General features: G+C 51.3%; 30 protein-coding genes. 27 read left to right on the top strand and 3 right to left on the bottom strand.

Annotated features, from left to right (window positions below):
- The first annotated feature begins 83 nt into the window (after nucleotides 1-83).
- The 8 genes from trhA to R70331_RS32315 all read left to right on the top strand — a co-directional run bounded on the left by trhA (nucleotide 84) and on the right by R70331_RS32315 (nucleotide 5,316).
- The gene (gene trhA, locus R70331_RS18040) at nucleotides 84-731 is read left to right on the top strand and encodes a PAQR family membrane homeostasis protein TrhA (protein WP_042177599.1); all 648 of its coding nucleotides are present in this window, start codon (nucleotides 84-86) and stop codon (nucleotides 729-731) included.
- Nucleotides 732-878: 147 nt separating this feature from the next.
- Nucleotides 879-1,235: a putative DNA-binding protein gene (locus R70331_RS18035; protein ID WP_042177597.1), complete on the top strand. Its 357-nt coding sequence runs from the start codon at nucleotides 879-881 to the stop codon at nucleotides 1,233-1,235.
- Nucleotides 1,236-1,256: 21 nt separating this feature from the next.
- Complete coding sequence (gene ffh, locus R70331_RS18030) at nucleotides 1,257-2,648, top strand: signal recognition particle protein (protein ID WP_042177595.1); 1,392 nt, start codon at nucleotides 1,257-1,259, stop codon at nucleotides 2,646-2,648.
- A gap of 340 nt (nucleotides 2,649-2,988) precedes the next feature.
- Nucleotides 2,989-3,261: a 30S ribosomal protein S16 gene (gene rpsP / locus R70331_RS18025; RefSeq protein ID WP_036688604.1), complete on the top strand. Its 273-nt coding sequence runs from the start codon at nucleotides 2,989-2,991 to the stop codon at nucleotides 3,259-3,261.
- A gap of 22 nt (nucleotides 3,262-3,283) precedes the next feature.
- Complete coding sequence (locus tag R70331_RS18020; RefSeq protein WP_019910364.1) at nucleotides 3,284-3,514, top strand: KH domain-containing protein; 231 nt, start codon at nucleotides 3,284-3,286, stop codon at nucleotides 3,512-3,514.
- A gap of 88 nt (nucleotides 3,515-3,602) precedes the next feature.
- Complete coding sequence (gene rimM, locus R70331_RS18015; protein WP_042177592.1) at nucleotides 3,603-4,127, top strand: ribosome maturation factor RimM; 525 nt, start codon at nucleotides 3,603-3,605, stop codon at nucleotides 4,125-4,127.
- On the top strand, nucleotides 4,127-4,921 hold the full coding sequence (gene trmD, locus R70331_RS18010) for a tRNA (guanosine(37)-N1)-methyltransferase TrmD (RefSeq protein WP_042182846.1): 795 nt from the start codon (nucleotides 4,127-4,129) through the stop codon (nucleotides 4,919-4,921). Before rimM ends, trmD begins: the two co-directional genes overlap by 1 nt.
- Nucleotides 4,922-5,187: 266 nt before the next feature.
- Nucleotides 5,188-5,316 (top strand): hypothetical protein, encoded by a 129-nt coding sequence (locus tag R70331_RS32315; protein WP_260509852.1) that lies wholly within the window; start codon nucleotides 5,188-5,190, stop codon nucleotides 5,314-5,316.
- Between the two features lie 435 nt (nucleotides 5,317-5,751).
- Here the strand turns inward: R70331_RS32315 and R70331_RS18005 are convergent, their stop codons facing one another.
- Nucleotides 5,752-5,940: a hypothetical protein gene (locus R70331_RS18005; protein ID WP_042177589.1), complete on the bottom strand. Its 189-nt coding sequence runs from the start codon at nucleotides 5,938-5,940 to the stop codon at nucleotides 5,752-5,754.
- Between the two features lie 253 nt (nucleotides 5,941-6,193).
- On the opposite strand from R70331_RS18005, the gene R70331_RS18000 reads away from it, so the two are divergent.
- Complete coding sequence (locus R70331_RS18000; protein WP_042177587.1) at nucleotides 6,194-6,442, top strand: LSm family protein; 249 nt, start codon at nucleotides 6,194-6,196, stop codon at nucleotides 6,440-6,442.
- A gap of 56 nt (nucleotides 6,443-6,498) precedes the next feature.
- Here the strand turns inward: R70331_RS18000 and R70331_RS17995 are convergent, their stop codons facing one another.
- Entirely contained in the window at nucleotides 6,499-7,482 is a 984-nt protein-coding gene (locus R70331_RS17995; protein ID WP_042177585.1) for a DUF4097 family beta strand repeat-containing protein, read from the bottom strand.
- Between the two features lie 253 nt (nucleotides 7,483-7,735).
- On the opposite strand from R70331_RS17995, the gene R70331_RS17990 reads away from it, so the two are divergent.
- The 11 genes from R70331_RS17990 to R70331_RS17940 all read left to right on the top strand — a co-directional run bounded on the left by R70331_RS17990 (nucleotide 7,736) and on the right by R70331_RS17940 (nucleotide 17,217).
- Complete coding sequence (locus R70331_RS17990; RefSeq protein ID WP_042177582.1) at nucleotides 7,736-8,023, top strand: hypothetical protein; 288 nt, start codon at nucleotides 7,736-7,738, stop codon at nucleotides 8,021-8,023.
- 150 nt (nucleotides 8,024-8,173) lie between these two features.
- Entirely contained in the window at nucleotides 8,174-8,518 is a 345-nt protein-coding gene (rplS, locus tag R70331_RS17985; protein WP_042177579.1) for a 50S ribosomal protein L19, read from the top strand.
- Between the two features lie 223 nt (nucleotides 8,519-8,741).
- Nucleotides 8,742-9,362 (top strand): signal peptidase I, encoded by a 621-nt coding sequence (gene lepB / locus R70331_RS17980; protein WP_042177576.1) that lies wholly within the window; start codon nucleotides 8,742-8,744, stop codon nucleotides 9,360-9,362.
- 35 nt (nucleotides 9,363-9,397) lie between these two features.
- Nucleotides 9,398-10,258 carry a ribosome biogenesis GTPase YlqF gene (gene ylqF, locus R70331_RS17975; protein ID WP_042177573.1) on the top strand — a complete coding sequence of 287 codons (861 nt, stop codon included), beginning with the start codon at nucleotides 9,398-9,400 and terminating at the stop codon, nucleotides 10,256-10,258.
- A gap of 164 nt (nucleotides 10,259-10,422) precedes the next feature.
- Nucleotides 10,423-11,049 carry a ribonuclease HII gene (locus R70331_RS17970; RefSeq protein ID WP_042177571.1) on the top strand — a complete coding sequence of 209 codons (627 nt, stop codon included), beginning with the start codon at nucleotides 10,423-10,425 and terminating at the stop codon, nucleotides 11,047-11,049.
- Nucleotides 11,050-11,127: 78 nt separating this feature from the next.
- The gene (locus R70331_RS17965) at nucleotides 11,128-13,323 is read left to right on the top strand and encodes a hypothetical protein (protein WP_042177569.1); all 2,196 of its coding nucleotides are present in this window, start codon (nucleotides 11,128-11,130) and stop codon (nucleotides 13,321-13,323) included.
- Nucleotides 13,320-13,625, top strand: coding sequence for an EscU/YscU/HrcU family type III secretion system export apparatus switch protein (locus R70331_RS17960; protein WP_042177567.1), 306 nt, complete (start codon nucleotides 13,320-13,322; stop codon nucleotides 13,623-13,625). The genes R70331_RS17965 and R70331_RS17960 overlap by 4 nt, the downstream gene beginning before the upstream one ends.
- Nucleotides 13,622-14,008, top strand: a complete 387-nt coding sequence (locus tag R70331_RS17955) for a YraN family protein (protein ID WP_042177564.1) — start codon at nucleotides 13,622-13,624, stop codon at nucleotides 14,006-14,008. Before R70331_RS17960 ends, R70331_RS17955 begins: the two co-directional genes overlap by 4 nt.
- A gap of 140 nt (nucleotides 14,009-14,148) precedes the next feature.
- A complete protein-coding gene (locus R70331_RS17950) occupies nucleotides 14,149-14,565 on the top strand; it encodes a hypothetical protein (RefSeq protein ID WP_052419100.1) in 417 nt (138 codons plus the stop codon).
- Between the two features lie 240 nt (nucleotides 14,566-14,805).
- Entirely contained in the window at nucleotides 14,806-15,315 is a 510-nt protein-coding gene (locus tag R70331_RS17945; protein ID WP_042177561.1) for a metallophosphoesterase, read from the top strand.
- A gap of 216 nt (nucleotides 15,316-15,531) precedes the next feature.
- Nucleotides 15,532-17,217, top strand: coding sequence for a YifB family Mg chelatase-like AAA ATPase (locus tag R70331_RS17940; protein WP_042177560.1), 1,686 nt, complete (start codon nucleotides 15,532-15,534; stop codon nucleotides 17,215-17,217).
- Between the two features lie 149 nt (nucleotides 17,218-17,366).
- Here the strand turns inward: R70331_RS17940 and R70331_RS17935 are convergent, their stop codons facing one another.
- On the bottom strand, nucleotides 17,367-17,795 hold the full coding sequence (locus R70331_RS17935; RefSeq protein ID WP_042177558.1) for an organic hydroperoxide resistance protein: 429 nt from the start codon (nucleotides 17,793-17,795) through the stop codon (nucleotides 17,367-17,369).
- 147 nt (nucleotides 17,796-17,942) lie between these two features.
- Between R70331_RS17935 and R70331_RS17930 the strand changes: the two genes are divergently transcribed.
- The 7 genes from R70331_RS17930 to hslV all read left to right on the top strand — a co-directional run bounded on the left by R70331_RS17930 (nucleotide 17,943) and on the right by hslV (nucleotide 26,324).
- Nucleotides 17,943-18,407: a MarR family winged helix-turn-helix transcriptional regulator gene (locus R70331_RS17930; RefSeq protein ID WP_042177555.1), complete on the top strand. Its 465-nt coding sequence runs from the start codon at nucleotides 17,943-17,945 to the stop codon at nucleotides 18,405-18,407.
- Nucleotides 18,408-18,645: 238 nt separating this feature from the next.
- Entirely contained in the window at nucleotides 18,646-19,803 is a 1,158-nt protein-coding gene (gene sucC, locus R70331_RS17925) for an ADP-forming succinate--CoA ligase subunit beta (RefSeq protein WP_042177553.1), read from the top strand.
- Nucleotides 19,804-19,849: 46 nt separating this feature from the next.
- A complete protein-coding gene (gene sucD / locus R70331_RS17920; RefSeq protein ID WP_042177551.1) occupies nucleotides 19,850-20,779 on the top strand; it encodes a succinate--CoA ligase subunit alpha in 930 nt (309 codons plus the stop codon).
- Nucleotides 20,780-20,969: 190 nt separating this feature from the next.
- The gene (gene dprA / locus R70331_RS17915) at nucleotides 20,970-22,088 is read left to right on the top strand and encodes a DNA-processing protein DprA (RefSeq protein WP_197071344.1); all 1,119 of its coding nucleotides are present in this window, start codon (nucleotides 20,970-20,972) and stop codon (nucleotides 22,086-22,088) included.
- An 88-nt stretch (nucleotides 22,089-22,176) separates the two neighbouring features.
- A complete protein-coding gene (topA, locus tag R70331_RS17910) occupies nucleotides 22,177-24,273 on the top strand; it encodes a type I DNA topoisomerase (protein WP_042177548.1) in 2,097 nt (698 codons plus the stop codon).
- Nucleotides 24,274-24,299: 26 nt separating this feature from the next.
- Nucleotides 24,300-25,661 carry an FADH(2)-oxidizing methylenetetrahydrofolate--tRNA-(uracil(54)-C(5))-methyltransferase TrmFO gene (gene trmFO, locus R70331_RS17905; protein ID WP_042177546.1) on the top strand — a complete coding sequence of 454 codons (1,362 nt, stop codon included), beginning with the start codon at nucleotides 24,300-24,302 and terminating at the stop codon, nucleotides 25,659-25,661.
- 120 nt (nucleotides 25,662-25,781) lie between these two features.
- Nucleotides 25,782-26,324, top strand: coding sequence for an ATP-dependent protease subunit HslV (gene hslV, locus R70331_RS17900; protein ID WP_042177543.1), 543 nt, complete (start codon nucleotides 25,782-25,784; stop codon nucleotides 26,322-26,324).
- Nucleotides 26,325-26,341 lie beyond the last annotated feature (17 nt).

The following is a 26,341-nucleotide window of genomic DNA, read 5'->3' as shown; positions in this document are numbered from 1 at the left end:
AGCCGGGTGTGCCCGGTATAGGCTGGAATGACAGCCCTTAACAGGATATAATAGAAGAAAACCGCACACGGAAGGATTTTGTTATGGCAAATACTTATACTTACAGCCGCAGGGAAGAGGTGGCAAATGCAATTACGCACGGTATCGGTACGGTGCTGAGTGTAGCTGCGCTTGTTCTGCTCGTTGTTTATGCCAGCCTGGAAGGAACGGCCTGGCATGTGGTCAGCTTCTCAATCTACGGGACAACAATGCTGCTGCTGTATCTCAATTCAACGCTGGTGCACAGTCTGAGGGAAGGCAAAGCGAAGGATCTCTTTGAATTCTTCGATCATTCCTCCATCTATCTGTTCATTGCCGGTACCTATACGCCGTTCCTGCTCGTTGCGATCCGCGGACCGCTGGGCTGGAGCCTGTTCGGTATCGTCTGGGGAGTAGCGTTGTTCGGCGTAGCCTTCAAGGCCTTCTTCGTTAAGAAGTTTCTGTTTATGTCGACGATCTTTTACATCGCCATGGGCTGGCTGATCGTAATTGCCTGGAGCCCGTTATCTGCGGCTGTTGCCGGCGGCGGAATGGCGCTCTTGATGACCGGTGGTATCCTGTATACGCTGGGAACGATCTTTTATGTGTGGAGAGGATTTCCGTTCCACCATGCGGTCTGGCATATTTTTGTCCTGGCCGGCAGTGTGACACACTTCTTTGCCGTTCTGATCTACCTGCTGCCGATCCGTTAAAAGCCGTAAAATAACAGGGAGCGGATGCATTTTGTATACAAAAAAAGATGACAAGCAAAAAAGCTTGACATCTTTCTTTGTTTTCGGTATCATAAGGGACGTTGTGAAGCTGTAAAGTGTTTTTCCTTGACGAAGGGAGTGCCCTTGATGAGTCAGGAGAATAGGCTCGAGAAGACGAACCGGATTAACCTGTTATTCGCATTCTATGAACGTCTGCTTACCGATAAACAGCAAACGTTTCTGAAATATTATTTCCACGATGATTTCTCCCTGGGAGAGATTGCAGCGGAATTTGAGATCAGCCGCCAGGCCGTGTATGAGCATATCAAGCGTGCCGAGCAGGTGCTGGAGAATTATGAAGAGAAGCTTGGCCTGCTGGCCAAACATGACGACCGTAACCGGTATTTAGAAGAACTGCGCAGACTGCCTGATAATGGGATGCTGCCTGAGCAATATAAACTGCGGTTCACAGAGCTTGTGGATCGTTTGCAGAGGTTAGAGTAGCATGAAGGGAGCAAGCCGCCTATGGCATTTGAAGGTTTAACCGGAAGATTGCAGAATGTGTTCAGCAAGCTGCGCGGCAAAGGGAAGGTATCCGAGGATGACGTAAACGAAGCCATGCGCGAAGTGCGTCTGGCGCTTCTCGAAGCCGATGTTAACTTCAAAGTCGTTAAGGACTTCGTGTCCAAGGTGAAGGAGAAGTCAGTCGGCAAGGAAGTAATGGACAGCTTTACTCCCGGCATGGTCATCATCGACATCGTTAACAAAGAACTGACCGAGCTGATGGGCGGAAGCCAGGCGAAGCTGGCTAAGTCGAATAAGCCGCCGACTGTAATCATGATGGCGGGTCTGCAGGGGGCCGGTAAGACGACGACCTCAGGCAAGCTGGCTAAGCTGCTGCAGAAGGGCAATCACCGCCCGCTGCTCGTAGCAGGCGATATTTACCGCCCGGCAGCGATCAAGCAGCTGCAGGTGCTCGGTGAACAGATTAAAGTTCCGGTATTTGCATTAGGGGATCAGGTCAGTCCGGTAGAGATTGCCAGACAGGCTATCCAGCATGCGAAGGATAATAATCTGGATTATGTGATCATTGATACCGCAGGCCGCCTGCATATTGATGAAGCGCTGATGGATGAGCTGAAGCAGATCCACAGTGTAGTAAATCCTGACGAAGTACTGCTTGTAGTCGATGCGATGACCGGTCAGGATGCCGTCAACGTAGCTGAGAGCTTCAACAAGCAGCTTGAGCTTACCGGCGTCGTACTGACCAAGCTTGACGGCGACACACGCGGTGGTGCTGCGCTGTCCGTCAAGGCTGTAACCGGCTGCCCGATCAAATTCGCTGCTCTAGGCGAGAAGATCGACGCGCTGGAGCCGTTCCATCCGGAACGTATGGCTTCCCGTATCCTTGGTATGGGTGACATGCTCTCCCTGATCGAGAAGGCGCAGGCCAATATCGACACCGAGAAAGCGAAGGAAATGGAACGTAAGATGCGCAATGCGGAATTTACGTTCGATGACTTCCTGGAGCAGATGGACCAGGTCAAGAAGCTTGGCCCGATCGACCAGATTCTCGATATGCTGCCGGGCATGAACAAGGCCAAGGGCATGAAGGACCTGAAGGTTGATGACAAGCAGATGGGCCGCGTCGAGGCGATAGTTCATTCCATGACCAAAGCCGAGAAAGCCCAGCCTGAAATCATTAACCATAACCGCCGCAAGCGGATTGCCGCCGGCAGCGGAACGAACGTGGCCGAGGTCAACCGGCTTATCAAGCAGTTCGATGAGATGCGCAAGATGATGAAGCAGTTCTCCGGTATGATGGGCGGAATGAGCGGCAAGGGCGGCAAGAAAAACGCCATGAAGCAGCTCAAGAGTCTTGGCGGTAAGGCCGGGATGAAGTTCCCGTTCCGTTGATCTAAAGCTTTTGATCTTAATCTTTAATGATTGCCCTTTAAGGGTTTACCCATAGATCAGACATAGTACAACATCAGATGATCAAGATATTTAGTTTGCTTTAAACCTGTCGCTCAGTACCGCCGTAGTCAAGCGGGTCCCGTCAGGGACGAAAAGCGATGCCCGATCCATCATTCCAAGATCCCGCCAGTCTGAACACCCACGCCAGTTGCACTTAGCGGGTGTCCAGAGGGCAGAGCCCTTGGGGCCCTCCCTTGGAAGGGAGGGTTTGGGAGGGATCGAAAAAGGTTTCCCAAACATCTTGAACAATTTTCGATATTCTTTTAAGGAGGTGAATTTCGTGGCAGTACGTATTCGTTTGAAAAGAATGGGTGCACATAAAGCGCCTTTCTACCGTGTAGTGGTTTCCGATTCCCGGTCCCCTCGTGACGGTCGTTTTATCGAGGAAATCGGTTACTATAATCCGATTGAACAACCGGCAGTAGTTAAGATCGATGAGGAAAAAGCTCTTAAATGGCTTCAGACAGGTGCACAAGCATCTGATACCGTTCGCAACTTGCTTTCCAAAGCAGGCGTGATGAAGAAGTTCCATGAGCTGAAGCAACAGAAATAATGACTGATTGCGAGGGTCCTCTATGGAAGAATTAGTTGGAGTTATTGCTAAGGCTTTAGTGGATCATCCAGAGGATGTGACGGTGCGGACTGTGGAGAAGGACCACCTGATTGTATATGAGCTCTCCGTACATCCTGATGATGTCGGTAAGGTTATCGGCAAGCAGGGCCGGATCGCCAAAGCGCTCCGTACAGTAGTCACATCGGCAGCAGTCAAGAGCGATAAACGCGTAACCGTAGATATTTTATCTTAACTGATACGCACAAGAAGGGGCTAGGGATAGTATATCCCGGCTCTTTTTTGTTCAAATATAGATAAATGATATTAAAGGAGTGGATATAATGGCAGAAGAATTAACGGTAGGCAGGCTGGTCAACACACATGGCATCCGCGGGGAAATTAAAATTTTGTCCCATACGGATTTTCCGGAAGTAAGATTTGCGCCCGGCAAAAAAATGATAGTTATTCCGGCAGACGGCAGTCCTAGATTCGAGGTTATTGTGGAGTCGGCAAGAGAACATAAGGGGATGTATATCGCCAAGCTTAAGGGCTACACCAACATTAACGAAATTGAAAAGTATAAAGGCAGTATGCTGAAGGTTCCAGGGGATGATCTGGTCGAACTTCCGGAGAACGAATACTATTTCCATGATATCGTGGGCTGCGAAGTATATACCGATCAGGATGCGGACAAGCCGCTGGGAACCATTACAGATATTTTGCAGCCGGGTGCTAATGATGTCTGGGTAGTAAAACCTGCCAAGGGACAGGATATTCTGATTCCTGTCATTGACGATGTCGTGCTGGATGTAGATACTGCCGCCAAAAAAATCACGGTGCATCTGATGGAAGGGCTGCTGCCATGATGCGGATCGATGTGCTGACTCTTTTCCCGGAAATGTGTGAAGGGGTATTCAGCACAAGTATTCTGGGCAAAGCCCGTGATAAAGGGATCGTCTCGCTGAACGCGGTCAATTTCCGTGACTTTTCCGGTAATAAGCATAATACCGTAGATGACACGCCATATGGCGGAGGCGGGGGGATGGTGCTGAAGCCGGACCCGATTTTTGCAGCGGTAGAGCATGTATTGGGGATTCCTCCGGTTACGGCAGAGTCTCTTAAAGAGGACAACTCTGTTGTGGAAGCAGAGGCCCAGGTGAAGCCGCGGATTATCCTTATGTGCCCCCAAGGGAAGACGTATAATCAGAAAATAGCGGAAGAGCTGGCTAAGGAGCAGCATCTGATCTTTATATGCGGCCACTACGAAGGCTATGACGAGCGGATCAGAGAGCATCTGGTAACTGACGAGCTGTCGATCGGAGATTATGTGCTTACTGGCGGAGAATTGCCGGCCTTGACGGTTATTGACTCTGTAGTGCGGCTGCAGCCTGGAGCACTTGGCAATGAGACCTCAGCCATTACAGACTCGTTCAGCACGGGGCTGCTGGAATACCCGCATTATACACGTCCTGCGGAATTTCGCGGCTGGAAGGTGCCGGATATGCTGCTGAGCGGCCATCATGCCAATATCGAGCTATGGCGGCGTGAGCAGGCGCTGCAGCGTACTCTGGAACGCAGACCTGATCTGCTGGAGACAGCTGAGCTGACGGCAAAGGATCAGAAGACGCTGGAGGCACTGAAACAGCAGGAGCAGGCTTGAGCATATTTTTATAATAATAGTCATATCAGACGTCTGTTTAACGTATATTACGTTGAGGAGGCGTTTTTTGTTATGTTCAAATGGTTATATAAATCTCAGTGGAGCAAATTCAGGCGCTGCGAAAGCAGAGATAAGAGACACAGAAGCTTCACGAAAAAATGCGAGCAAATGTGCGTCAGTATCCTTATTTTGGGGTAATAAATAGAGGTGCCGTAATAATACTACTCCCGCATAAGCAGCTTAACTATCGAAAGGAATGAACACAAGTGACTACGAATACGCATGAACCGCTCAAGCCTGACGTGGACACTGTCCACAAGGAAGCGGAGCCGCTCCGCACCGTTAATGATATTATTGAGTTCTACACAAACCGTAAATCCAAATTCTCCATATGAATGACCCGGTAACGGATTCAATAAGGTAGAGGTTAACACCAAAAGCTTTAAAGCTGTTCCCGGCCGGGTGCAGCTTTAAAGCTTTTTTGGTGAGGCTGTGCCGCCGGTTGACGAATAAAAATAACATAAAAAGAGACCGTCCGAAGACGGTCTCTTTACCCGAGGCGCTTTGTAAAACTGTGATCCGTATCCCGCGCCACCAAGGCTTGAGCTATCAGCCGTTGGTCCGGGTAAGGGATACGTTCAGCATATCATGATTGATGTGAACGCACCTCCTTTCCTTGTGCCAAGAGTATAGCATAGCCCATTTTAAAAATCTATAAAATTTAAATAATAATTTGTAATAATATTTTTGCCCTGTTACTCCGATAAAAAACCGCTTTCTGCAGGAGGGGAAGTCCTGAGGAAGCGGTTTTTGTTGTGTGAACTGTCCGGCTATTCTATAGTTCTCCGGCTGCGTTTCAGCTGAATGATGCCGGTAACCAGGGAATAGGTTCCCACTGCCAGCAGGGCAACAATGGCCCAGGTGTAATTGCGCACGCTATAGGTGAGGGACGCGAACATGATGAAAATAGCGATCCGGAGGACCCCTTCATTCATAAATTTTCTGCTTGCTGCGCTCATGATTCCTGCCTCCTCATAGTAGTTGTAATAGTAGATGTACGAGTCCGAAAGCGTTTTACTATTTGTATTCATTATAAACCTTTTTCACCGGAAAAGACACACTTTGTTCACAAGTACTTTATTTCACATTAAATTCACATTCTTCACTGAAATCAAAAAAATTATGGCTGCTGCCGTATACCTGTACCCCTGCCGTTGCCGCAATATCACGTCTCTCATAAACTACAGCAAACGAATGGGGAGGGTTATTCTGATGGAAGCTTATTACAACTGTCTGCATTGCAAAAACAAAAGGGTGCGGATCATGACTAATGACGGAAAAAAGCATGAAGGTATTATTGTCGATGTTGACCGGAATAATGTATATCTGAAAACAAAAGGCAACGGGCGGATGCAAACCTCGGCTTTTTATCCCGGCAGCGTATACGGCGGATATTACGGCTATGGCAGCGAGATTTTAACCTTAAGCTTGTTTACACTGCTGGCTATAGCACTGATCTGACAAAAAAGCGGACTGTCCGGAAATCTCCGGCAGTCCGCTTTTATTTATTGACTGTATTATTGTACGACTGATATAGCACCGATCTCCGTAGAAAGTGAGAGCAGCGGCCCGCCTCCATTGTAATCCTGTTTGCCCTCTGCTGCTCCGCTAACGGAGCCTAACTCGCTCGACGCCTTCACGGTACACTTAAGCCCGGCGGCGAGACTGGCCTTGATAGCACCGATGTCGCTGCTGGCCTTCAGGCTGCTGCCTGTCTCCATTCCTTCAAGGCTGAGGACGATGCTTCCTGTATCGGTCTGAACCTTCGATTTGCCGGTAATGACTGCATCCTTCAGTGTGATGGTGCCGACATCACTGGTAACATCGAAGCTGCCCTCGAGTCCGTTAAGCTCTATTGAACCAACATTGCTGGTAATGTCATAGGTAGTGATAGTGGCGGGAATTTCAATTACATAGTTGATGCTAAACTCGGAATGTCCGTATTCCTTTTGAGCCCATGTCCAAAGGTCCTTATCCGGATTATCCTTGGAATGGGTGGAGACAGTCAGCCTGCCGGCTTCATTCTCAATAGAAACCTCCGCGTTATCAATGATCTTCAGGTCTGTTTTGCGCGTCACCGGGTTATGGGCAACTATTGTGGCAGAAACATTGATGCTATCCCCCTGTGCGGAGATGAGCTCTACCCTGCCTACCGCATTATCCAGATGAACCTTAGTAGAATTTCCTGCGGGAAGAGAGGTTGTAAGCTCCTGCTGCAGGGTGTTTTCGTCTATCTGTTCTGCGAGCTCTGCGGCAGTGTCCTGGACGGCTTCCTGCACGACGTCTGCTGCATCAGCAATTTCCTTGCCGATATCCTCCGCAGCCCCGCCCAGATCCATACTTAATGAGTCGATAAAGCCTGTGCTGCTGTTACTGGATAAGCTTTCTTCAAGCTGCTGATCAGCCGCTTCCTTTCCGGGAAGCTCACGGCAGCCGGTAAGCAGAATAAGCGAAAATACGGTGACGGCCGCAACAATTGCAGTGTTATGTTTTTTTCTCAATGTATAGTCCCTCCGGAAAATATATTTTCTAAAATGCTTATGTATACCATTAGTATATATTATGGTAAATAATTGAATAACAGGCTGTAGGCGGGTTGTTCACTGGACTAAAGTCGGGGGCGGGCGGATAACTGTATATTGAACCTTTTTTATGGTAAAATAGCCTAAAGATTATCTGTCATGAGCAGCGGAGCTTGCCGGCAGAAGACCGTCAGTCACGCGGCCATTAAAGGTCAAGGGAGCGGATGAGCGAATGCTATATGCAGCCTTAATTGTAGTGTTGCTTGTTGTTGTTGCTGTTTCTTTCAGATCCCGGAGCCGCAGCAGCAAGCCGGAGGGGCCGAAAGAGGGTACAGCCAGTAATGTTATATCCATGGACAGACACCGCAAAGCGAAGCAAAGTGCGGTAGAGCAGCCGTGCTCTTCCTGTAAGAAAAAGAACGGCAAGCTGATTTTTTATGCCCAGGATGACGGAAGTGTAGTAGGGCTGTGTAAAGACTGCAAAATGAAGGCCAAGAAGAGGGATATGCTGCCGCTATAAACTGCAAATAATTATATTGCACTTGCCTATTATTTGTGATATTATTATTTCTGTTGTGTGGAATACGGTGGTCCGCTGCGGATAATGAGGGAGAGCAATGGGTCTCTCCGGAAGAGGCAAGAACACCTGTACGGAAGGAGGAAGTCCTAAATGAATATCCTACAAGCTATTACACAAGAGCAACTTCGTAAAGATATCCCTAGTTTTCGTCCAGGTGATACTTTGAAGGTGCATGTAAAAGTTATCGAAGGAACTCGTGAACGGATCCAGTTGTTCGAAGGCGTTGTAATCAAACGCCGCGGCGGTGGAATCAGTGAGACTTTTACAGTTCGTAAAATCTCTTACGGTGTTGGTGTGGAAAGAACATTCCCAATCAACTCGCCTAAGATCGAGAAACTTGAAGTTGCCCGCCGTGGTAAAGTTCGCCGTGCGAAACTGTACTATCTGCGTGATCTTCGCGGTAAAGCAGCAAGAATTAAAGAAATCCGTCGCTAGAATTAGCGGCAAGGAAAGGGGCTTGAATTCAAGCCCCTTTCTTTATTCTTACCGGCATCCCCGGTCCCTTTATACAAAGCCAGACTTGAACATATATGCCTTAGGATCAGCTTCTTCCGAAAAGGCCTCCTGAAGGAGTATTCGTGGAGGAGTTTTTGGCAGGAGTTTTTTTGTTGTATAGTGGATGTATCGTGAGAGTAGCATAAAGAGAGGACGGTGAACTATGCAGCAGGATTTGCAGCAGGGACAAGGGGACGTACTGGACGAGAGCAGCCAGCCCCCCCAGAAACAGAAAAATGAAGTACTGGAATGGATAAAGGCGATTGCAATTGCATTGGTTCTGGTGTTTCTGATCAGATGGCTTTTGTTCAAGCCGTTTATAGTCGACGGACCTTCAATGCAGCCGAATTTTCATACAGGTGAACGGGTTATTGTAAATGAAATTCTGTATGATATCCGCTCCCCGCATCGCGGTGAGGTCATTGTGTTCCATGTGCCTTCTGAAGGCAGAGACTTTATTAAGCGGGTTATTGCGGTAGCCGGAGATACGGTGAAGGTTGAAGGGGATGTTGTTACGGTTAACGGCGAGCCTGTTGACGAAACGTATATCCAGGAAGCTATTGATGCCAGACACGCCAATAACTCCCTTTATAATAACAAAGACTTCCCGAATGAAGAGGTTCCCGACGGTACTGTACCGGAAGGGCATATATTTGTAATGGGAGATAACCGTTCTGACAGTACGGACAGCCGGATGATCGGCTACGTGCCGCTGGGCGATATTGTCGGCCGTGCAGATCTGATTTTCTGGCCGATCCAGGATATTTCAATTATTAACCACTAAATTAAGCTGACAGTAAGTCAGAGGAGGTGACGGCAATGGCCATTCAATGGTTTCCCGGTCATATGACAAGGGCTAGACGGCAAATTGAGGACAAGCTGAAGCTGATTGACGTTGCAATTGAGCTGCTCGATTCCCGCCTGCCGCTTTCAAGCCGCAATCCGATGATTGATGATATTTTACGCGATAAACCCAGACTAATCATTCTGAATAAGAGCGATCTGGCCGATCCTGAAGCGACACGCAAGTGGCTGGCTCATTTCAGAGCTGAAGGTCATGTAGCCCATCCGGTGGATGCTTCCACAGGAACAGGCATTAAGGGGATTCCTGAACAGGTTAAGCTGCTGCTGAAGGAGAAGATCGACCGGCAGATTGCCAAGGGAATGAACCCGCGGGCGAACCGTGCACTCATTGTCGGCATCCCGAATGTCGGCAAATCGACGCTGATCAATAAGATGGCGGGACGCAGTATCGCCTTGACCGGCGACCGCCCGGGTGTGACCAAAGGCCAGCAGTGGATTAAGACGGACGGCACCCTGGAGCTGCTTGACACTCCAGGGATTCTATGGCCGAAGTTTGAGGACCAGGAAGTGGGTTACCGTCTGGCAATTACGGGAGCGATCAAAGAAGAGGTTCTTAACGTTGAAGATATCGCCTATTATGCGGTAAAATATCTGATCAAGGATTACGGTTCACGGTTCCAGGAGCGCTTCGGCATTGATAAGCTTCCTGAGGATGTGGAAAATCCGGACGAAATTGTGGCTGTTATGGAGGCTGTCGGCCGTAAGCGCGGCTGTCTGATCAGCGGCGGCCGCGTCGACCTGGAGAAGGCGTCCCGGACGCTGCTGCACGAGCTGCGTGCCGGCAAGCTGGGTACATTTACGCTGGAGACACCGTAAGGTTAATTAGAGATGAGGGCCATCCGGATTACCGGGTGGCTTTTTTTGTTGGCGGGAGAGCCGGCCGGTCTGATTATAAGGATAAAGAAGGATGACCCCGGAAGTCCTCGTATGATAAGCTGGATGAACAAAGTAAGATAAATGGACATGGCGGTGGGGAGAAAATGAGCAGTATTGATATGTTGAGTTTTGAAAAAGCAGGCTGGGAGCAGTCGTACCGCCGGATAGCCGGAGTGGATGAAGTGGGCAGGGGCTGTTTGTTTGGGGATGTAGTGGCTGCGGCGGTTATTTTGCCGGAGGGCCTGATTATAGACGGAGTGGATGATTCAAAAAAATTGACGGCTAAGAAGCGTGATGCCTTGTACGAGATCATTATGGAACAGGCGCTCGCTGTCTGCGTGGGTCATGTGGAGTCTGCAATTATTGATGAAATTAATATTAAGCAGGCCTCTCGATTGGCGATGAAAAAGGCGGTCGAGGGCTTAAGTGAGGCTGCAGATTATCTGCTTATTGATGCGGAAAAGGTGGACTTGCCGCTGCCGCAGCAGTCTATTATAAAGGGGGATGCCAACAGCCAGTCTATCGCTGCAGCGTCGATTGTCGCCAAAGTGACCAGGGACCGGCTGTGTGAAGGGCTGTGGGAGGAATTATATCCTGACTACGGCATCAAAATACATAAAGGCTATGCGACCAAGCTGCACCGGGAACAGATTGTTTCGCTTGGACCAACCCCGATGCACCGGCGCAGCTTTATCGGGAAAATTCTGGCAGAGCAGCAAACCCTATTTTGAAGCGCCAGGCTTTTATGAAATGGCCGGCAAATGTCGATATAAAAGAAGAGAAGAGTTATAGAGAGGGGGAGGTGCGGCATGAACATCGGGTCGTTGTTCCGCGGACTGCTGGGCGACAGCAGGCCGGGTGAAGCTAAATCACTTGAGCTGAAGGAAGGGCAGGTTGTCCGCGGTGTAGTTCAGAGTGTATCGGAATCCGGTAAAGAGGCGGTTGTACAAATTCAAGGAACCCCTGTCCGGGCTGAGCTCGAGACTCCCCTGCAGCCCGGCCAGTCGCTGACCCTGCAGGTTGCGCCTCCCGGAGAAGGCGGGCTGCCGGTGCTTAAGCCGGTGTCGCTCGGTGAAGCTGCTTTACTCTCGCCGCAAAGCATGGGCGAAGCGCTGGAAACGCTGGGTCTTAAGGAATCAAAGGCCGGCAAGGAGATTATTCAGGCAATGCAGTCCGGTGGGCTGCCGTTGACCAAAGAGAACGCTGCCAAGCTGGATGCTATCATGAACGCTAAACCACAGGGAGTTCCGACATCGGAATGGCTGGAGTCGGCAGTTCTTTCGGTAAAACGCGGGCTGCCGGTTACAGCTGAGAGCGTGAGAGGGCTTCAGCAGGCGGTTTTCGGGCCGAAGCTGCATGAGCTGCTGGCCAAGCTGGAAACAGAGCTTGGAGCATGGGTGCAGCAGGAAGAGGAAACGGGCAACGGAAAGGCCGGTGGACCGGCTGCAGCTGGCCGTGCCGGGTTGGAGGGTGCGGTAAATGAGAATGCATCCGGGCGTTCGGTAACCGGGCCGCGGACGGCACTGGGGGGCACGCAAGGGGCGGCTAACGGTCTGGCAGAAGATGCTGTGCTGCCGGCAGAGAATGAAGCCGGGGAAACTGCTGCTGTAAAAGGGGCTGCCGGAACACAAAATAACAATGCGGCTCGTACCGCAGCAGAAACGGCAGCCACAGCTGTTGATCCGCAGTCTGCAGAAGCAGCGGAGTCTGCCGGGGCAAGCGGCAGGCCAGTGAAATCCGGCGGAGCTGCCGAGGGAGCAGCAGCCGCTGCAGGCGCCGGGAATGCGGATGACGCAGGAAGTGCGAAAAGCACAGTGAATGCGGAAGGCGCAGGAAGTGCGAAAAGCACAGGAAATACGGAAGCTGCAGGAAGTGCAAAAAGCACAGGGAATGCGGAAGGCGCAGGAAGTGCAAAAAGCACAGGGAATGCGGAAGGCGCAGGGAGTGCAAAAAGCACAGGAAATGCGGAAGGCGCAGAGAGTGCGAAAAGCACAGGGAATGCGGAAGGCGCAGAGAGTGCGAAAAGCACAGGGAATGCAGAGGGCGCAGGGAGTGCGAAAAGCACAGGGAATGCGGAAGGCGCAGTGAAGAACGCAGGCGCCCTGCTCACCAAGCTGCAGGGCGTGCTCACCGAGCTGCGCGGCACACTGCCGCAGCTCACAGACCAGGCTGGCGCTGCCGCCCAGCCTGAGGGAGACGCCCCGCCTGCTGCGGCGGGGCAAGACACGGCCCGCGCGGCTGCTGCGCCGCGCGGGGACAGCCCGGCTGCTGCGCAGCAGCCGGGCCAGGCACCCGCCCCTGCCCAAGACGCGGAGTCTTGGGTCGGGCGGGTGCTGAAGCTGCTCGGTGCGGAGCACGAGCAGCAGGCGGTCCGCGGCGGCATGGCAGCCGCGGGAGGGCGCGAAGCAGCGCTGCCGCCGGCGGCGCTGCAGGCAGCGGCCGGCGGCGGGGCGGATGCCGCCGCCGATACGCTGAAGGGCGTGCTGCTGCAGGTTATGGGCAGCAGCGAGGCCCCGCCCGCGGTCAAGGATGCCGCGGGCCAGCTTGTGGCGCAGCTGACCGGCCAGCAGCTGCTGCTGAATACGGACCGCACCGCGCCGTTCGCGCAGGTCACGCTGTTCCTGCCGCTGCGCGGACCGGACGGCGAGGAGACGGCCTCGGTGCATATCCAGTCGCGGCGGGGCCGAAAGGGCGAGCTGGATGCGGCGAATTGCCGCCTCTGGTTTGATCTGGACATGAAGCAGCTGGGCCAGACCCTGGTGGACGTGCAGGTTGTAGACCGGATTGTCAGCCTGAAGCTGCATAATAACGATCCGTGGGTACTGGAACTGCTTGAGGGCAGACGGGAGGACGTAGCGGCGGCCGTTGAATCGATTGGATATCAGCTGTTAAGCTTGCGGACTGAGCCGCTGCCGGAATTAAAGGCGGCATCGGGGTTGTCAGCGTCAGCCAAGCTTTCTGATTTTACCCCTGATTCCTATAAAGGAGTCGATTTCCGCATATGAGCAAGCAGGAGAAGCAGGAAATGTCACCACGGATGAAAAAGGCAGTTGCCCTGAAGTATAGCCCCGGCCAAAGTGATGCCCCGGTCGTTGTAGCCAAAGGACAGGGTGTTATCGCCGATACCATTCTGCAGAAGGCGAAGGAAAGCGGGGTAGCGGTACAGGAGGATGCTGCCCTTGTTGAGGTGCTCTCTAAGCTCGATCTGGATCAGCAGATTCCGTCCGAGCTCTACAATCTGGTGGCAGAAATTTTAAGCTATGTCTATCAGAGCGACCGGCAGGCTGGAAAGCGGAACCTGCAATGAGCAGACCTCCGGCAAGCGGACGGTACAGCCGGAAGCAAAAGGGGGCTGCAGCTGAAGCGGCGGCGGCACTCTATGTGGCCTCACGGGGCTATACTGTACTAGAGACCAATTGGCGCTGCCGCAGCGGTGAACTGGACCTTATAGCAGAATATCAGGGCGGGCTGGTGTTTATCGAGGTGCGGAGCCGCAGCGGAAGTCCGCTGCCGGGAACGCCTGAGGAATCGGTGAATGCCCGCAAAATCCGCCAGGTGCGCAGCACTGCCGAGGTATATCTGCACATGCAGAGTCTGCAGGAGCAGGCTGTTTCATTTGATGTAATCAGTGTACAGCTGAATCCGGACTTAAGTGTTTCAGCACTCCGGCATATCCGTGAAGCTTTTTGAATAAAGAGCTGTTCAGCCCTTTCTTTCTGCGCCTGCCGAAGCGGCCAAACCTGGTGCGGACGCACAGATTGGGTCATTCCTCCAAGGAAGTGGGTAAACATTATTGTGACTTTTAATGCTACCATGAGGAGGCTGTTCCCGTGAATAACCAACCGGTTAATATACAGGTAAGCTTTGCTTGCCAATATTGTGATCACAAAATAGAAGTGGAGATGGGAGAGCGGCCTTCAGCGGTGATCTGCTGCAGCAAGTGCGGCAAGAGCTTTACCATCATGCGTCCGGCTATCGCCGAGGAAATCCTGATCGACTGGGAGAATGAGGCACTGATTCAGAAGATCAGAGCCGAAAAGAGCCTGAGCAGCCATAGCAGTCTTATGTCTCTGGTCATCCGGGTGATCGAGCTGCTGACCTGGCGCGACAGGGGCAACGGCCAGGTTGAGGCGATTAAGGAAATGCGCAAATGGCTGGTGGAGCATGAAGAGATACCGTCATTAGCGGAATTAATTCATTTGGATTCCAACCAGCGCTCCGGCAGACGGGATTGGCCCAAATCATAGCCGTATCAGCCTGAATTAAAGATTATGCTGATGCCGGCAGCCGCTTCTTATGGGGGACCTGAGTGATCATTGAAGCTTAAGCCCCACTTTGTGGGGTTGTTTTTAAATGTAAGAGTTTATAAGATCCTTATTTTTCCTGCAGATACGGACTCCGCCCTCTGTCTTGGACAGCGAAGCCGTTTCAACTTGGTGTATTCTCAATACAGTATAAGAATTCGTTACATAACAGGGGGTTATAAGTTGCCGGATGTCTTTTTTACATCGGATCATCATTTTGGACATAAGCTGATTATAGATTTTGAATCAAGGCCCTTCGCAAATGTGCAGGAGATGGATGAGGCGATGATTGAGAACTGGAATGCTGCGGTCGCAGCGGGAGATACCGTTTTTCATCTGGGGGACTTCTCATTTCTAGGTCTTGAGGCAACCCGGGACATTGTCAGCCGTTTGAACGGCTATAAGATACTGATTCTCGGTAATCATGACCGCGGGCGGGGCCGGAGCTGGTGGCTGGAGGCAGGTTTTGATGAGGTCAGTGAATATCCGCTGGTGTATAAGGATTTTTTCTTTCTCTCCCATGAACCGATGTATATGAACAAGCATATGCCCTACGTAAATGTGCATGGTCATATTCACGGACAGAAATATGAAGGCAAAAATCACTTTAATATTTGTGTAGAGCATACCGGGTATAGACCGCTGTCTTTTGAATCCATTAGAGATACGGTTGTAGTTAGTGAGGAGGGATAATGCACATAAGCGCAGATTATGCTGCCGAAAGGCGGGGGTTTCATAATTGTGCAAAAACGTATTGTGTGCTGATGTTCCTTACAGTGCTTGATCAAGCGTAACCGTCTCTGTATACTATTACTAGACAGCTATAATGCAGAAAATGAGGAAGCACCCTTTTTCTTATGTGATAACGTCCTGTGCGGGCGTATTTCAGGAGAAGAGGTGCTTTTTGTTATGTACGGAAAAATGCATAGTGCCTGCCTTTACGGTATTGAAGGCGTGATGATCGGAGTCGAAATTGATCTGGCCAACGGCTTGCCGCAGACTCATATTATCGGCCTGCCGGATTCTGCGATCCGTGAAGCGGTGGAAAGGGTTCGGGCAGCTGTCAAAAACTGCGGCTACCGCTATCCCCAGCAGCGGGTCACAGTCAATCTGGCTCCGGCCGATCTGCGCAAGGAGGGGACTGCCTTCGATCTGGCCATAGCGCTGGGAATTCTGGCGACCAGCGGCCAGCTGGTGATGCCGGCGGCGGAGAAGATGCTCCTGATCGGCGAGCTGGCGCTTGACGGAAGCTTAAGGCCGGTCACCGGGGTGCTGCCAATGGTTGAAGCGGCACGGCGGTCTGGTTTCGGGGCTGTACTGGTGCCGCGCGGTAATGCGGCTGAGGCTGCGCTGATCAGCGGGATGGCCGTCTATGCAGCCGGCCATCTGCAGGAGCTGCCACCGCCAGATTCTGCTGGCAGCAATGCTCAGCCTGTAATTCCAGCAGTGCCTGCTTGCGGATCCGAACAGCCGCTTCCCTTTCCGGTTGTCGTGATTGATGGTCCCGGCACACCTGCGCGGGACAAACCGCCGGTAATTGCGTGTAATCTTGAACACCTGCGGTATGTCCCGCAATACGATATCCCCGGTTTCACTCAATCAGCAGAAGCCCTGATGAGAGAGGATTACAGTGATGTGATTGGCCAGAGCCATGTGAAGCGGGCGCTCACTATAGCGGCGGCCGGTATGCATAACATTATTCTGATCGGACCGCCCGGGACGGGGAAAACGATGCTGATCAAACGGCTTCCCGGGATCCTGCCGCCGTTGAATGACAGTGAATCACTGGAGGTAACCAAAATATTCAGTGCAGCCGGTAAGCTCACGGATACCCGCAGCGGTCTTTTGCGCGGAAGGCCGTTCAGGTCCCCGCATCATACCATATCTGCAGCAGGCCTGATCGGTGGAGGGAGTATCCCTAAGCCGGGTGAGGTTAGCCTGGCACACAGGGGCATTCTTTTTCTGGATGAGCTGCCGGAATTCTCACGGAATGTGCTAGAGGTGCTGCGGCAGCCGCTCGAAGATACTGTAGTAACTATAAGCCGTGCGCGTGCGGCATTCACCTTTCCTGCCCGATTTTTACTTGCATGCTCCATGAATCCGTGCAGTTGCGGGTATCTCGGCAACAGCGGCAACCAGCAGCGGTGCACCTGCAGTCCGGCCAAGATTGCCCAATACCGGTCCAGAATCTCCGGGCCGCTGCTGGACCGTATCGATATGCAGGTGGATGTACCCCGTCCGCTGGAATGGAGCGGCCAGGCTCCCTCGCGCTCTACGGCCGAGATGCGTGATGATGTAATGAGAGCCCAGCAGCTGCAGGCAGAGCGCTACAGTAAGCTGCCCATTTCCTGGAACAGCGAGCTGTCTGGAGCAGCACTCCGTCATTACGCGGCCCTGAATAAGGAGAGCAGCGTGCTGCTGCACGGAATATTGGAGAGTCTTGGACTGAGCATGCGGGCACATGACCGGATTATTAAGCTCGCCCGGACGATTGCCGACCTGGACGGGGAGGCTTCCATCAGCTCCGCCCATCTGGCTGAGGCTGTGCAGTACCGGAATCTGGATAGGAAGGTTCTGGCTGAGGAATCGTTCTGAATCTTTTCCTTCATTATATATGTCTCTTCGCAGCGTTAACTCCTCAGCGAATCTGCGCATTAGCAGCCCGCAGCAAAACAAGCCGTCCGGAAATACTCCGGACGGCTTGCTCTGTTTCCTGACCGATGTTTCACCGGCAAGAGCGGTGATTATAGGACATTAAGCTCAACTTCAATGTTACCGCGGGTTGCGCGGGAATAAGGGCAGGCGCCATGAGCTGCTTCTACAAGCTGCTTGGCTGTTTCCTGATCGACGCCCTTTACCAGCACATCAAGCTTCACAGCGATGCCGAACCCGCCGTCTTCAACCTTGCCGAAACTAACGGTAGCTGTAACTTCGCTGCCTTCAATCTTTACCTTACCCAGACGGGCCACCATGTTCAGTGCGCTGTCAAAGCAAGCTGAATATCCGGCTGCAAATAATTGCTCGGGGTTCGTGCCTTCGCCGCCGGCACCGCCCATTTCGCGTGGAGTGCTGATTGTAAGGTTCAGCTTAGGACTTTCGGACTCAATATACCCGTTTCTTCCGCCGACGGCCTTTACAGTTGTTTCATACATTTTTTGCTGAATAGTCATCATTATTAATCGCTCCGTTTCGTGTTGTAATAAACATTGTACACAATATAATTTAACACAATTAAGATAATAGTCAATAAATTTTTTGCTATTATCATGATATTGCAAGTGAATTGTGTTAAAATAATGACACAAAGGCAGGTGAAGAAAATGCAAAATCAAACAACAACCCCTGAATTAATGCTGGACAATCAGCTGTGCTTCACCATTTACGCATGCTCGCGTGAATTCACGAAGCTATACCAGCCTCATCTGGACAAAATCGGCCTTACCTATTCACAATACCTGGTCATGATCGTGCTGTGGGAGAAGCAGCAGTGCACCGTTAAAGAGCTTGGCGAAGCCCTCTTCCTGGATTCCGGGACGCTGACTCCTCTGCTGAAGCGGCTGCAGGCTGCAGGACTGATTCTCCGTGAACGTTCCCTGCAGGATGAGCGGAAGGTGCTTATTTCACTGACCGAAAAGGGCTGGGAACTGCAAAGTGAGGCCGTTTGTATTCCAGCAAAGATGGCGGAGGGTTCGATGCTCTCGGCTGAGGAGTTTGTTCATCTGCTGGGCCAGTTCAAAGGCCTGCTCTCCCGGATTCATGAAGCAAATAAAAGTGCGTCTAAATAGTATTGCCAGGGCAGTGTCAATGCAATCGTTCGCATTCCGGCATGAAATCAAGCGAAAAAATATGTATAAATAGTGAAAGTTTTTGAGGAAAGCCCGATTAAATCGTGTTACAATATTCTGGGTTTCACTTTATATAATATAAGTAGGTGCAAATCTGTACCCCGCTGATCAAAACGGAATGCGGTATGGCTGCAGGCTGCCTGTATAAGCCGCCGCAACACTTTAGGAGGCTTCCGGTATGAATATCCACGAGTATCAGGGAAAAGAAGTACTTAAGAAGTACGGCGTAGCCGTACCGAACGGAAAAGTAGCTTATACAGTGGAGGAAGCAGTAGAAGCTGCAGCATCACTCGGCACGCCGGTGGTGGTTGTGAAGGCTCAGATTCATGCTGGCGGACGCGGGAAAGCCGGAGGGGTTAAGGTTGCCAAGTCATTGGATGAAGTCCGCACCTTTGCGGGAGAAATCCTTGGTAAGACACTGGTGACCCATCAGACCGGACCGGAAGGCAAGGAAGTGAAGAGGCTGCTCATCGAAGAGGGCTGCCGGATTGCAAAGGAATATTACATCGGTATTGTCGTGGACCGCAGTTCCGGACGGGTGGTCATGATGGCCTCCGAAGAAGGCGGAACAGAAATTGAAGAGGTGGCGGCAACCCATCCCGAGAAGATTTTCAAGGAAATTATTGATCCTGCTGTTGGACTGCAGACCTTTCAGGCGCGTAAGCTGGCTTACAGCATCGCTATCCCGAATCAGCTGGTCAATAAAGCAGTCAAGTTCATGCAAGCGCTCTATTTGGCTTTTGTGGATAAAGATTGCTCCATTGCCGAGATTAATCCGCTGGTCGTCACTGATGACGGAGATGTAATGGCGCTTGATGCCAAACTGAATTTTGACTCCAATGCCTTGTTCCGTCATAAGGATATTCAAGAGCTCCGTGACCTTGATGAAGAGGACGAGAAGGAGATTGAGGCTTCCAAATTTGATCTCAGCTACATCGCCCTGGACGGTAATATTGGCTGTATGGTCAATGGTGCGGGCCTGGCCATGGCAACAATGGATATTATCAAATATTACGGCGGCGAACCGGCCAACTTCCTGGATGTAGGGGGCGGTGCGACGACCGAAAAGGTTACTGAAGCATTTAAAATAATTTTGTCTGACGACAAGGTAAACGGCATCTTTGTGAATATATTCGGCGGTATTATGCGCTGCGATGTCATCGCTGAAGGTGTAGTAGAAGCGGCACGGCAGCTCGGGCTTACCAAACCGCTAGTTGTGCGGCTTGAAGGCACCAATGTAGCGCTGGGCAAGCAGATTCTGGCCGGCTCCGGACTGAATATCGTGGCAGCAGATTCTATGGCAGACGGTGCCCGTAAGATTGTTTCTCTGGTGTAACGCCGTACTCGTATTCGACAAACTAAGTAGGGATGTGACTTAAATCATGAGCATTCTTGTAGATAAAAATACGAAAGTCATCACACAGGGAATCACCGGCTCGACGGGCTTATTCCATACCAAAGGCGCGCTGGATTACGGTACCCAGATGGTGGGCGGAGTGACTCCCGGTAAAGGAGGAACCTCTGTTAACATTACGCTAGAAAATGGAAGCGAGGTCAGTCTGCCCGTATTTGATACTGTAGCCCAGGCCAAGGCTGCGACCGGCGCAACAGCAAGTGTCATTTATGTGCCGCCGGCGTTTGCCGCAGATTCCATTATGGAGGCTGTGGATGCTGAGCTGGAGCTGGTTATCTGTATCACGGAAGGTATACCGGTGCTGGATATGGTCAAGGTATCACGTTATATGGAAGGGCGTTCGACGGTTCTGATCGGTCCTAACTGTCCGGGCGTCATTACACCAGGGGAATGCAAAATCGGCATCATGCCGGGTTATATTCATACCCCGGGGTATGTCGGCGTAGTATCCCGCAGCGGAACCCTCACCTATGAGGCGGTGCATCAGCTGACAGAACGCGGAATCGGGCAGTCCTCCGCTGTCGGGATCGGCGGTGATCCGGTAAAAGGCTCAGAGTTTATTGATATTTTGAAGCTTTTCAACGAAGATCCGGGCACAAAAGCAGTCATTATGATCGGCGAGATTGGCGGTACTGCTGAGGAAGAAGCAGCACTTTGGATTAAAGAGAACATGACGAAGCCTGTAGTCGGATTTATCGGCGGTGTAACTGCACCTCCGGGTAAACGGATGGGCCATGCCGGCGCTATTATTTCCGGAGGTAAGGGTACCGCCAGCGAAAAAATTGCAGTACTTGAGTCCTGTGGAATCAGAGTGGCTCCGACTCCGGCTGAAATGGGATCAACGCTGGTAAGTGTGCTGGAAGAGCGCGGTGTACTCAACGCTTTTACCACTCATTAAATAATGATTGTGCTCTCTTCAGCCAAGTAGTATGATTTGTTAAAGGTAAGCAACCTTTTATTCCTGTGCGCAGGGTAAAAGGTTGCTTTTTTGCGTTTAATCAGCTCTTTGCTTCGGCAGCTTGCATTTTTATCCGCATTATCACAAAATAGGGAAGGTTGACCCTTCCAATCAAAGGGAGAGTATACATATGGATACACGTGACTTGATATTCGGGCTGAATGAAGTGGAGGGTATCGGCTGGAAGAGCATCGACAAAATCCGCCGTGCGGGACTTTTGTCGGATCGTGCGTTTAGTTGCCGCGCAGATGATTGGCTTCAGGTCGGATTAAGCGCGAAAATGTCGCAGCGGCTGGAAGAGGAATTTCATGCAGGCTGGATCAAGGAGCGCCGTCTTTTAATGGAAGAAAGCGGAATAGCGATGGTAACCGTTCTGGATGAAGAATATCCCGCTATGCTGAAAGAAATAGCCGAGCCGCCTTGGATACTCTATTACCGCGGGCTGTTGAAGCTTGCTTCCCGGCCGGCAATCGCTATGGTGGGAACCCGTGTGCCGACTGCTTATGGCCGTAAGATCGGGGAGATGCTGGCGGAGCAGCTCAGCCGTTCCGGTCTTGCAGTTGTCAGCGGCTTGGCCCGCGGTATTGACAGTGTGTGCCATGAAGCTGCACTGGCCTGCGGCGGAAGCACAATTGCTGTTGTAGCCACAGGGCTTGACACTGTATATCCGCCTGAGAACCGTGAGCTGGAACGGAAGATTTCCCGTAAAGGGCTTGTGCTCAGCGAATATCCGCTGGGAACCCCAAGCCATCCGGGCCTTTTTCCGCAGCGCAACCGGATTATTGCGGGGCTGACGCTTGGGACAGTAGTTGTTGAGGCGGATTCCCGCAGCGGCTCACTTATTACTGCTGATGCTGCCCTTGAAGCCGGAAGGGACGTATTTGCTGTTCCCGGACCGGTTACTTCCCCGAAAAGCCGGGGGGCGCTGGACCTGATTAAGCAAGGGGCAAAACTTGTAACCTGCGGCGAAGATATTATTGAAGAATATATAGCATATCTGCCGGCAAAGGCTGAAAATTCGGGACAAAGCAGACGCTCGGATGCCGGCGACGGTGACAGGCTTGCCGAAAAGAAATTGACAAGTGAGGAGTCGCACCTTTACCATATACTGCATCAAGGCCCGTTTACACTGGATGAGCTTCTCTCCAGAACAAGCTGGGATTTTGGACATTTGCATTCAGTTCTGTTATCTTTAATCATAAAAAAAGCGGTAACACAATTGCCGGGTGCAATTTATAAGGTCATTTAATATAGAAGGAACAGAATCGAGTGCATTCTATCAGTCCGTATAACCGGAATGACGGCCGTGCTCACAATACTTTTAGGAGGATTAACCTATGGCGGATACATTGGTCATTGTCGAATCGCCTGCCAAAGCGAAGACAATCGGCAAATATTTAGGCAGTAAATATATCGTAAAGGCGTCTATGGGACATATCAGAGATTTGCCGAAGAGCCAGATCGGCGTTGAAGTAGAAAATGATTTTAGTCCCAAATATATTACGATCCGGGGTAAAGGATCTATTCTTAAGGAACTGAAAGACGCCAGTAAAAAAGTAAAAAAAGTATATCTGGCGGCTGACCCGGACCGCGAAGGTGAAGCTATTGCCTGGCATCTGGCACATGCGCTGGATCTGGACAATACTCAGGAATGCCGGGTTGTTTTTAACGAAATTACGAAGCAGGCAGTAAAGGATGCATTCAAGACTCCGCGAAAAATCAATATGGATCTGGTGAATGCACAGCAGGCGCGGCGTATTCTGGACCGGCTGGTAGGCTATAAGATCAGCCCGTTATTATGGAAGAAAGTCAAAAAGGGCCTGTCGGCCGGCCGGGTGCAATCGGTAGCGGTAAAGATTATTATGGACCGGGAGAATGAGATTTCTGCTTTTGTACCGACTGAATACTGGAGCATTACTGCAAAGCTTGGTGTAAAGGGTACGGATTTTGAAGCTAAATTTCACAGGCTGAACGGTGAGAAGAAAGAGCTGGGTAAGGAAAGTGACGTCCAGGAAGTTCTGGAAGCGATTAAGAATGCTGACTTTAAGGTAGCTGAAGTAAAAGAGAAGGAAAGACAGCGTCATCCGTCAGCACCTTTTACGACAAGCTCCTTGCAGCAGGAGGCTGCCCGTAAGCTTGGCTTCCGCGCCGCCAAAACTATGTCTGTAGCCCAGCAGCTGTACGAAGGCGTGGAACTCGGCAAGGAAGGTACAGTGGGTCTGATCACATACATGCGTACCGACTCTACCCGTATTTCCACAACGGCCCAGGATGAGGCAAAGGAACTGATACAGGCTAAATACGGAGAGAAATTCATTCCGGAGGCTCCGCGCCAGTATTCCAAAAAAGCGGCAGGAGCACAGGATGCGCACGAAGCGATCCGTCCTACCTCTGCCCTGCGCGAGCCTGAGCTTGTTAAGGAATACATGAGCCGGGATCAGTTCCGCCTGTATAAACTGGTCTGGGAGCGGTTTGTATCCAGTCAGATGTCCTCCGCCGTTCTTGATACTCTCTCGGTTGACATCACTGCAGGAACTGCTATTTTCCGGGCTGTAGGCTCTAAAGTGTCCTTCCCCGGATTTATGAAGGTTTATGTGGAAGGCAATGATGACGGAACGACGGATGAGGAGAAATTCCTGCCCCCGCTGAAGGCTGGCGACGAGCTCGACAAGCAGGCGATTGAACCTAAGCAGCATTTTACCCAGCCGCCGCCGCGTTACACGGAGGCCCGTCTCGTTAAAACGCTGGAGGAGCTGGGTATTGGACGCCCGAGTACTTATGCCCCAACACTGGAAACAATCCAGAAACGCGGCTATGTGGCGATTGAAGAAAAAAAATTCATGCCGACAGAGCTTGGTGAACTGATTATAGAGCAAATGGAACAGTTCTTCCCGGAAATCCTTGATGTGGAATTTACCGCACATATGGAAGGTGACCTTGACCATGTGGAGGAAGGGGCGGAGGACTGGGTTAAAGTGTTGGCCGGATTCTACGAGTCCTTTGAAAAACGGCTGGAATTCGCGGAAGAAGAAATGAAGGAAATTGAGATTGAGGATGAAGTATCGGATGAGCTCTGTGAGAAATGCGGCAAGCCGATGGTTTATAAGCTTGGCCGGTTCGGAAAGTTTCTGGCCTGCTCCGGATTCCCGGACTGCCGTAACACCAAGCCGATTGTGAAGGATATCGGGGTCACCTGTCCGAAGTGTAACGAAGGCAAGGTTGTAGAGCGGCGCAGTAAAAAAGGGCGGGTGTTCTACGGCTGCGACCAGTATCCGGGCTGTGACTTTGTGTCCTGGGACCGTCCGTCCATTAAACCATGCCCGGCCTGCGGAGCCTGGATGGTGGAAAAGCGCAACAAGCAAGGCACCAAGCTCCAATGTACTTCCTGTGATCACACAGAGGCAGTGCTTGAGAGCGATGAATTAGCAGAATAAAAGACCGTTAGCAGGAGGAACAGAAATTGAAAGACTCAGCAAAAGTTACAGTGATCGGAGCGGGCCTCGCAGGCAGCGAGGCTGCATGGCAGATTGCCTCAAACGGGGTTCCGGTCAGACTATATGAAATGAGACCAGTGGTTAAAACACCGGCCCACCATACCGACCAGTTTGCCGAGCTGGTGTGCAGCAATTCACTGCGGGCGAACGGGCTTGGCAATGCAGTAGGTGTACTGAAGGAGGAAATGCGGCGCCTCAACTCGCTGGTGCTCGGGGCAGCCGACCGCCATGCGGTCCCGGCCGGCGGTGCGCTGGCAGTTGACCGTGACGGGTTCTCGGGAGAAATCACCCGCACGCTGCACGACCATCCGCTCGTAGAGGTTATTAATGAAGAACTGACGCAGCTACCGGAGGACGGGATTGTCGTAATTGCCACCGGTCCCTTGACTTCCCCGGCTCTGTCTGCCGAAATCAAGGCACTGCTTGGCGAAGAGTACTTCTACTTCTATGATGCTGCGGCTCCGATTGTTGAGAAGGACAGCATTGATATGAGTAAGGTATATCTGGCTTCCCGGTACGATAAGGGAGAGGCAGCCTATTTGAACTGTCCAATGAATGAAGAGGAGTTTGACCGGTTTTATGATGCACTTATTACAGCTGAGACTGCAGCACTAAAGGATTTTGAGAAGGAAATCTATTTCGAAGGCTGCATGCCGATTGAAATCATGATGAAGCGCGGTAAACAGACTGCCCTGTTTGGACCTATGAAACCGGTAGGTCTGCTGAATCCCCATACCGGCAAGCTGCCATTCGCAGTTGTTCAGCTGCGCCAGGATAATGCGGCAGGCACGCTGTACAACCTGGTAGGCTTCCAGACTCATCTGAAGTGGGGAGAGCAGAAGCGGGTGTTCTCCATGATTCCGGGTCTCGAGAATGCCGAGTACGTCCGCTATGGTGTAATGCACCGCAACACGTTCATTAATTCTCCGAAACTGCTGCATCCAACCTATCAGATGAAGGGGCATGAAAGACTGTTTTTTGCCGGCCAGATGACAGGTGTTGAAGGCTATGTGGAATCCGCAGCTTCCGGAATGATTGCAGGTATTAATGCAGCCAAAGCAGCGCTGGGCCAAGAAGGCCTAGTATTTCCTGAGGAAAGCGTCCTGGGCAGTATGCCTGCTTACATTACTTCTGCAGATCCGAAGCATTTCCAGCCGATGAACGCCAATTTCGGACTGCTGCCGAAGCTGCCGAATAAAATCCGCAACAAAAAAGAGAAAAATGAGCTGCTTGCCCACCGTGCACTGGATAGCCTGGCTGCATTTGCTAGGCGGACAGGCCTTGACTATAAGGAACCGGTAGCGGCTGTGGAGCAGGATCAGGCATAATTTGAAGTTTGCACAGCATAAGCTTATGATTTATAGAGGATGAACTTAAGAATGCCGGAATTTTCATTCTTAAGTTCATTTGCGTTTTGAAGTGAGTTTATTCTAGGAGGTTGCCAAATTATGTTACCCAGCTTTCATGCAACTACTATTTGTGCCGTAAGACATAACGGCCAGGCCGCGATTGCCGGCGACGGACAGGTTACTTTCGGAGAAAGTGTCATTATGAAGACGACTGCCAAAAAGGTGCGCCGGCTGTACAGAGGACAAGTAATTGCCGGCTTTGCGGGTTCCGTAGCCGATGCCATCACTCTGTTTGAAAAGTTTGAGGGTAAGCTGGAGGAGCACCACGGTAACCTGCAGCGTTCAGCAGTCGAGCTTGCTAAAGACTGGCGGCAGGACCGTATCCTGCGTAAGCTTGAGGCTCTAATGATTGTGATGAATAAGGAAGGCATGTTGCTCATCTCCGGTAATGGAGAGATCATTGAGCCGGATGATGACGTGCTTGCTATCGGCTCCGGCGGTAACTTTGCCTTAGCCTCGGGACGGGCTCTCAAACGTCATGCTCCGGACCTGAGCGCAGCCGAGATTGCCAAGGAAGCATTGCAGATTGCTTCGGAGATTTGCGTGTATACCAATTCCAATATCATAGTTGAACAATTGTAGGCACGGTGCCACAGAAA

The organism is Paenibacillus sp. FSL R7-0331 (assembly GCF_000758645.1).
GTDB lineage: Bacteria > Bacillota > Bacilli > Paenibacillales > Paenibacillaceae > Paenibacillus_AQ > Paenibacillus_AQ camerounensis.
The sequence above is the reverse complement of the archived record's forward strand: the minus strand, read 5'-3'. Positions and strand labels throughout refer to the sequence as shown.

Excerpts from the sequence above, each read along its gene's own strand:
- trhA (WP_042177599.1), top strand. The coding sequence starts at position 84 with ATGGCAAATACTTATACTTACAGCCGCAGGGAAGAGGTGGCAAATGCA.
- R70331_RS18035 (WP_042177597.1), top strand. The coding sequence starts at position 879 with ATGAGTCAGGAGAATAGGCTCGAGAAGACGAACCGGATTAACCTGTTA.
- ffh (WP_042177595.1), top strand. The coding sequence starts at position 1,257 with ATGGCATTTGAAGGTTTAACCGGAAGATTGCAGAATGTGTTCAGCAAG.
- R70331_RS18020 (WP_019910364.1), top strand. The coding sequence starts at position 3,284 with ATGGAAGAATTAGTTGGAGTTATTGCTAAGGCTTTAGTGGATCATCCA.
- rimM (WP_042177592.1), top strand. The coding sequence starts at position 3,603 with ATGGCAGAAGAATTAACGGTAGGCAGGCTGGTCAACACACATGGCATC.
- trmD (WP_042182846.1), top strand. The coding sequence starts at position 4,127 with ATGCGGATCGATGTGCTGACTCTTTTCCCGGAAATGTGTGAAGGGGTA.
- R70331_RS18005 (WP_042177589.1), bottom strand. The coding sequence starts at position 5,940 with ATGAGCGCAGCAAGCAGAAAATTTATGAATGAAGGGGTCCTCCGGATC.
- R70331_RS18000 (WP_042177587.1), top strand. The coding sequence starts at position 6,194 with ATGGAAGCTTATTACAACTGTCTGCATTGCAAAAACAAAAGGGTGCGG.
- R70331_RS17990 (WP_042177582.1), top strand. The coding sequence starts at position 7,736 with ATGCTATATGCAGCCTTAATTGTAGTGTTGCTTGTTGTTGTTGCTGTT.
- rplS (WP_042177579.1), top strand. The coding sequence starts at position 8,174 with ATGAATATCCTACAAGCTATTACACAAGAGCAACTTCGTAAAGATATC.
- lepB (WP_042177576.1), top strand. The coding sequence starts at position 8,742 with ATGCAGCAGGATTTGCAGCAGGGACAAGGGGACGTACTGGACGAGAGC.
- ylqF (WP_042177573.1), top strand. The coding sequence starts at position 9,398 with ATGGCCATTCAATGGTTTCCCGGTCATATGACAAGGGCTAGACGGCAA.
- R70331_RS17970 (WP_042177571.1), top strand. The coding sequence starts at position 10,423 with ATGAGCAGTATTGATATGTTGAGTTTTGAAAAAGCAGGCTGGGAGCAG.
- R70331_RS17965 (WP_042177569.1), top strand. The coding sequence starts at position 11,128 with ATGAACATCGGGTCGTTGTTCCGCGGACTGCTGGGCGACAGCAGGCCG.
- R70331_RS17960 (WP_042177567.1), top strand. The coding sequence starts at position 13,320 with ATGAGCAAGCAGGAGAAGCAGGAAATGTCACCACGGATGAAAAAGGCA.
- R70331_RS17955 (WP_042177564.1), top strand. The coding sequence starts at position 13,622 with ATGAGCAGACCTCCGGCAAGCGGACGGTACAGCCGGAAGCAAAAGGGG.
- R70331_RS17940 (WP_042177560.1), top strand. The coding sequence starts at position 15,532 with ATGTACGGAAAAATGCATAGTGCCTGCCTTTACGGTATTGAAGGCGTG.
- R70331_RS17935 (WP_042177558.1), bottom strand. The coding sequence starts at position 17,795 with ATGATGACTATTCAGCAAAAAATGTATGAAACAACTGTAAAGGCCGTC.
- R70331_RS17930 (WP_042177555.1), top strand. The coding sequence starts at position 17,943 with ATGCAAAATCAAACAACAACCCCTGAATTAATGCTGGACAATCAGCTG.
- sucC (WP_042177553.1), top strand. The coding sequence starts at position 18,646 with ATGAATATCCACGAGTATCAGGGAAAAGAAGTACTTAAGAAGTACGGC.
- sucD (WP_042177551.1), top strand. The coding sequence starts at position 19,850 with ATGAGCATTCTTGTAGATAAAAATACGAAAGTCATCACACAGGGAATC.
- dprA (WP_197071344.1), top strand. The coding sequence starts at position 20,970 with ATGGATACACGTGACTTGATATTCGGGCTGAATGAAGTGGAGGGTATC.
- topA (WP_042177548.1), top strand. The coding sequence starts at position 22,177 with ATGGCGGATACATTGGTCATTGTCGAATCGCCTGCCAAAGCGAAGACA.
- hslV (WP_042177543.1), top strand. The coding sequence starts at position 25,782 with ATGTTACCCAGCTTTCATGCAACTACTATTTGTGCCGTAAGACATAAC.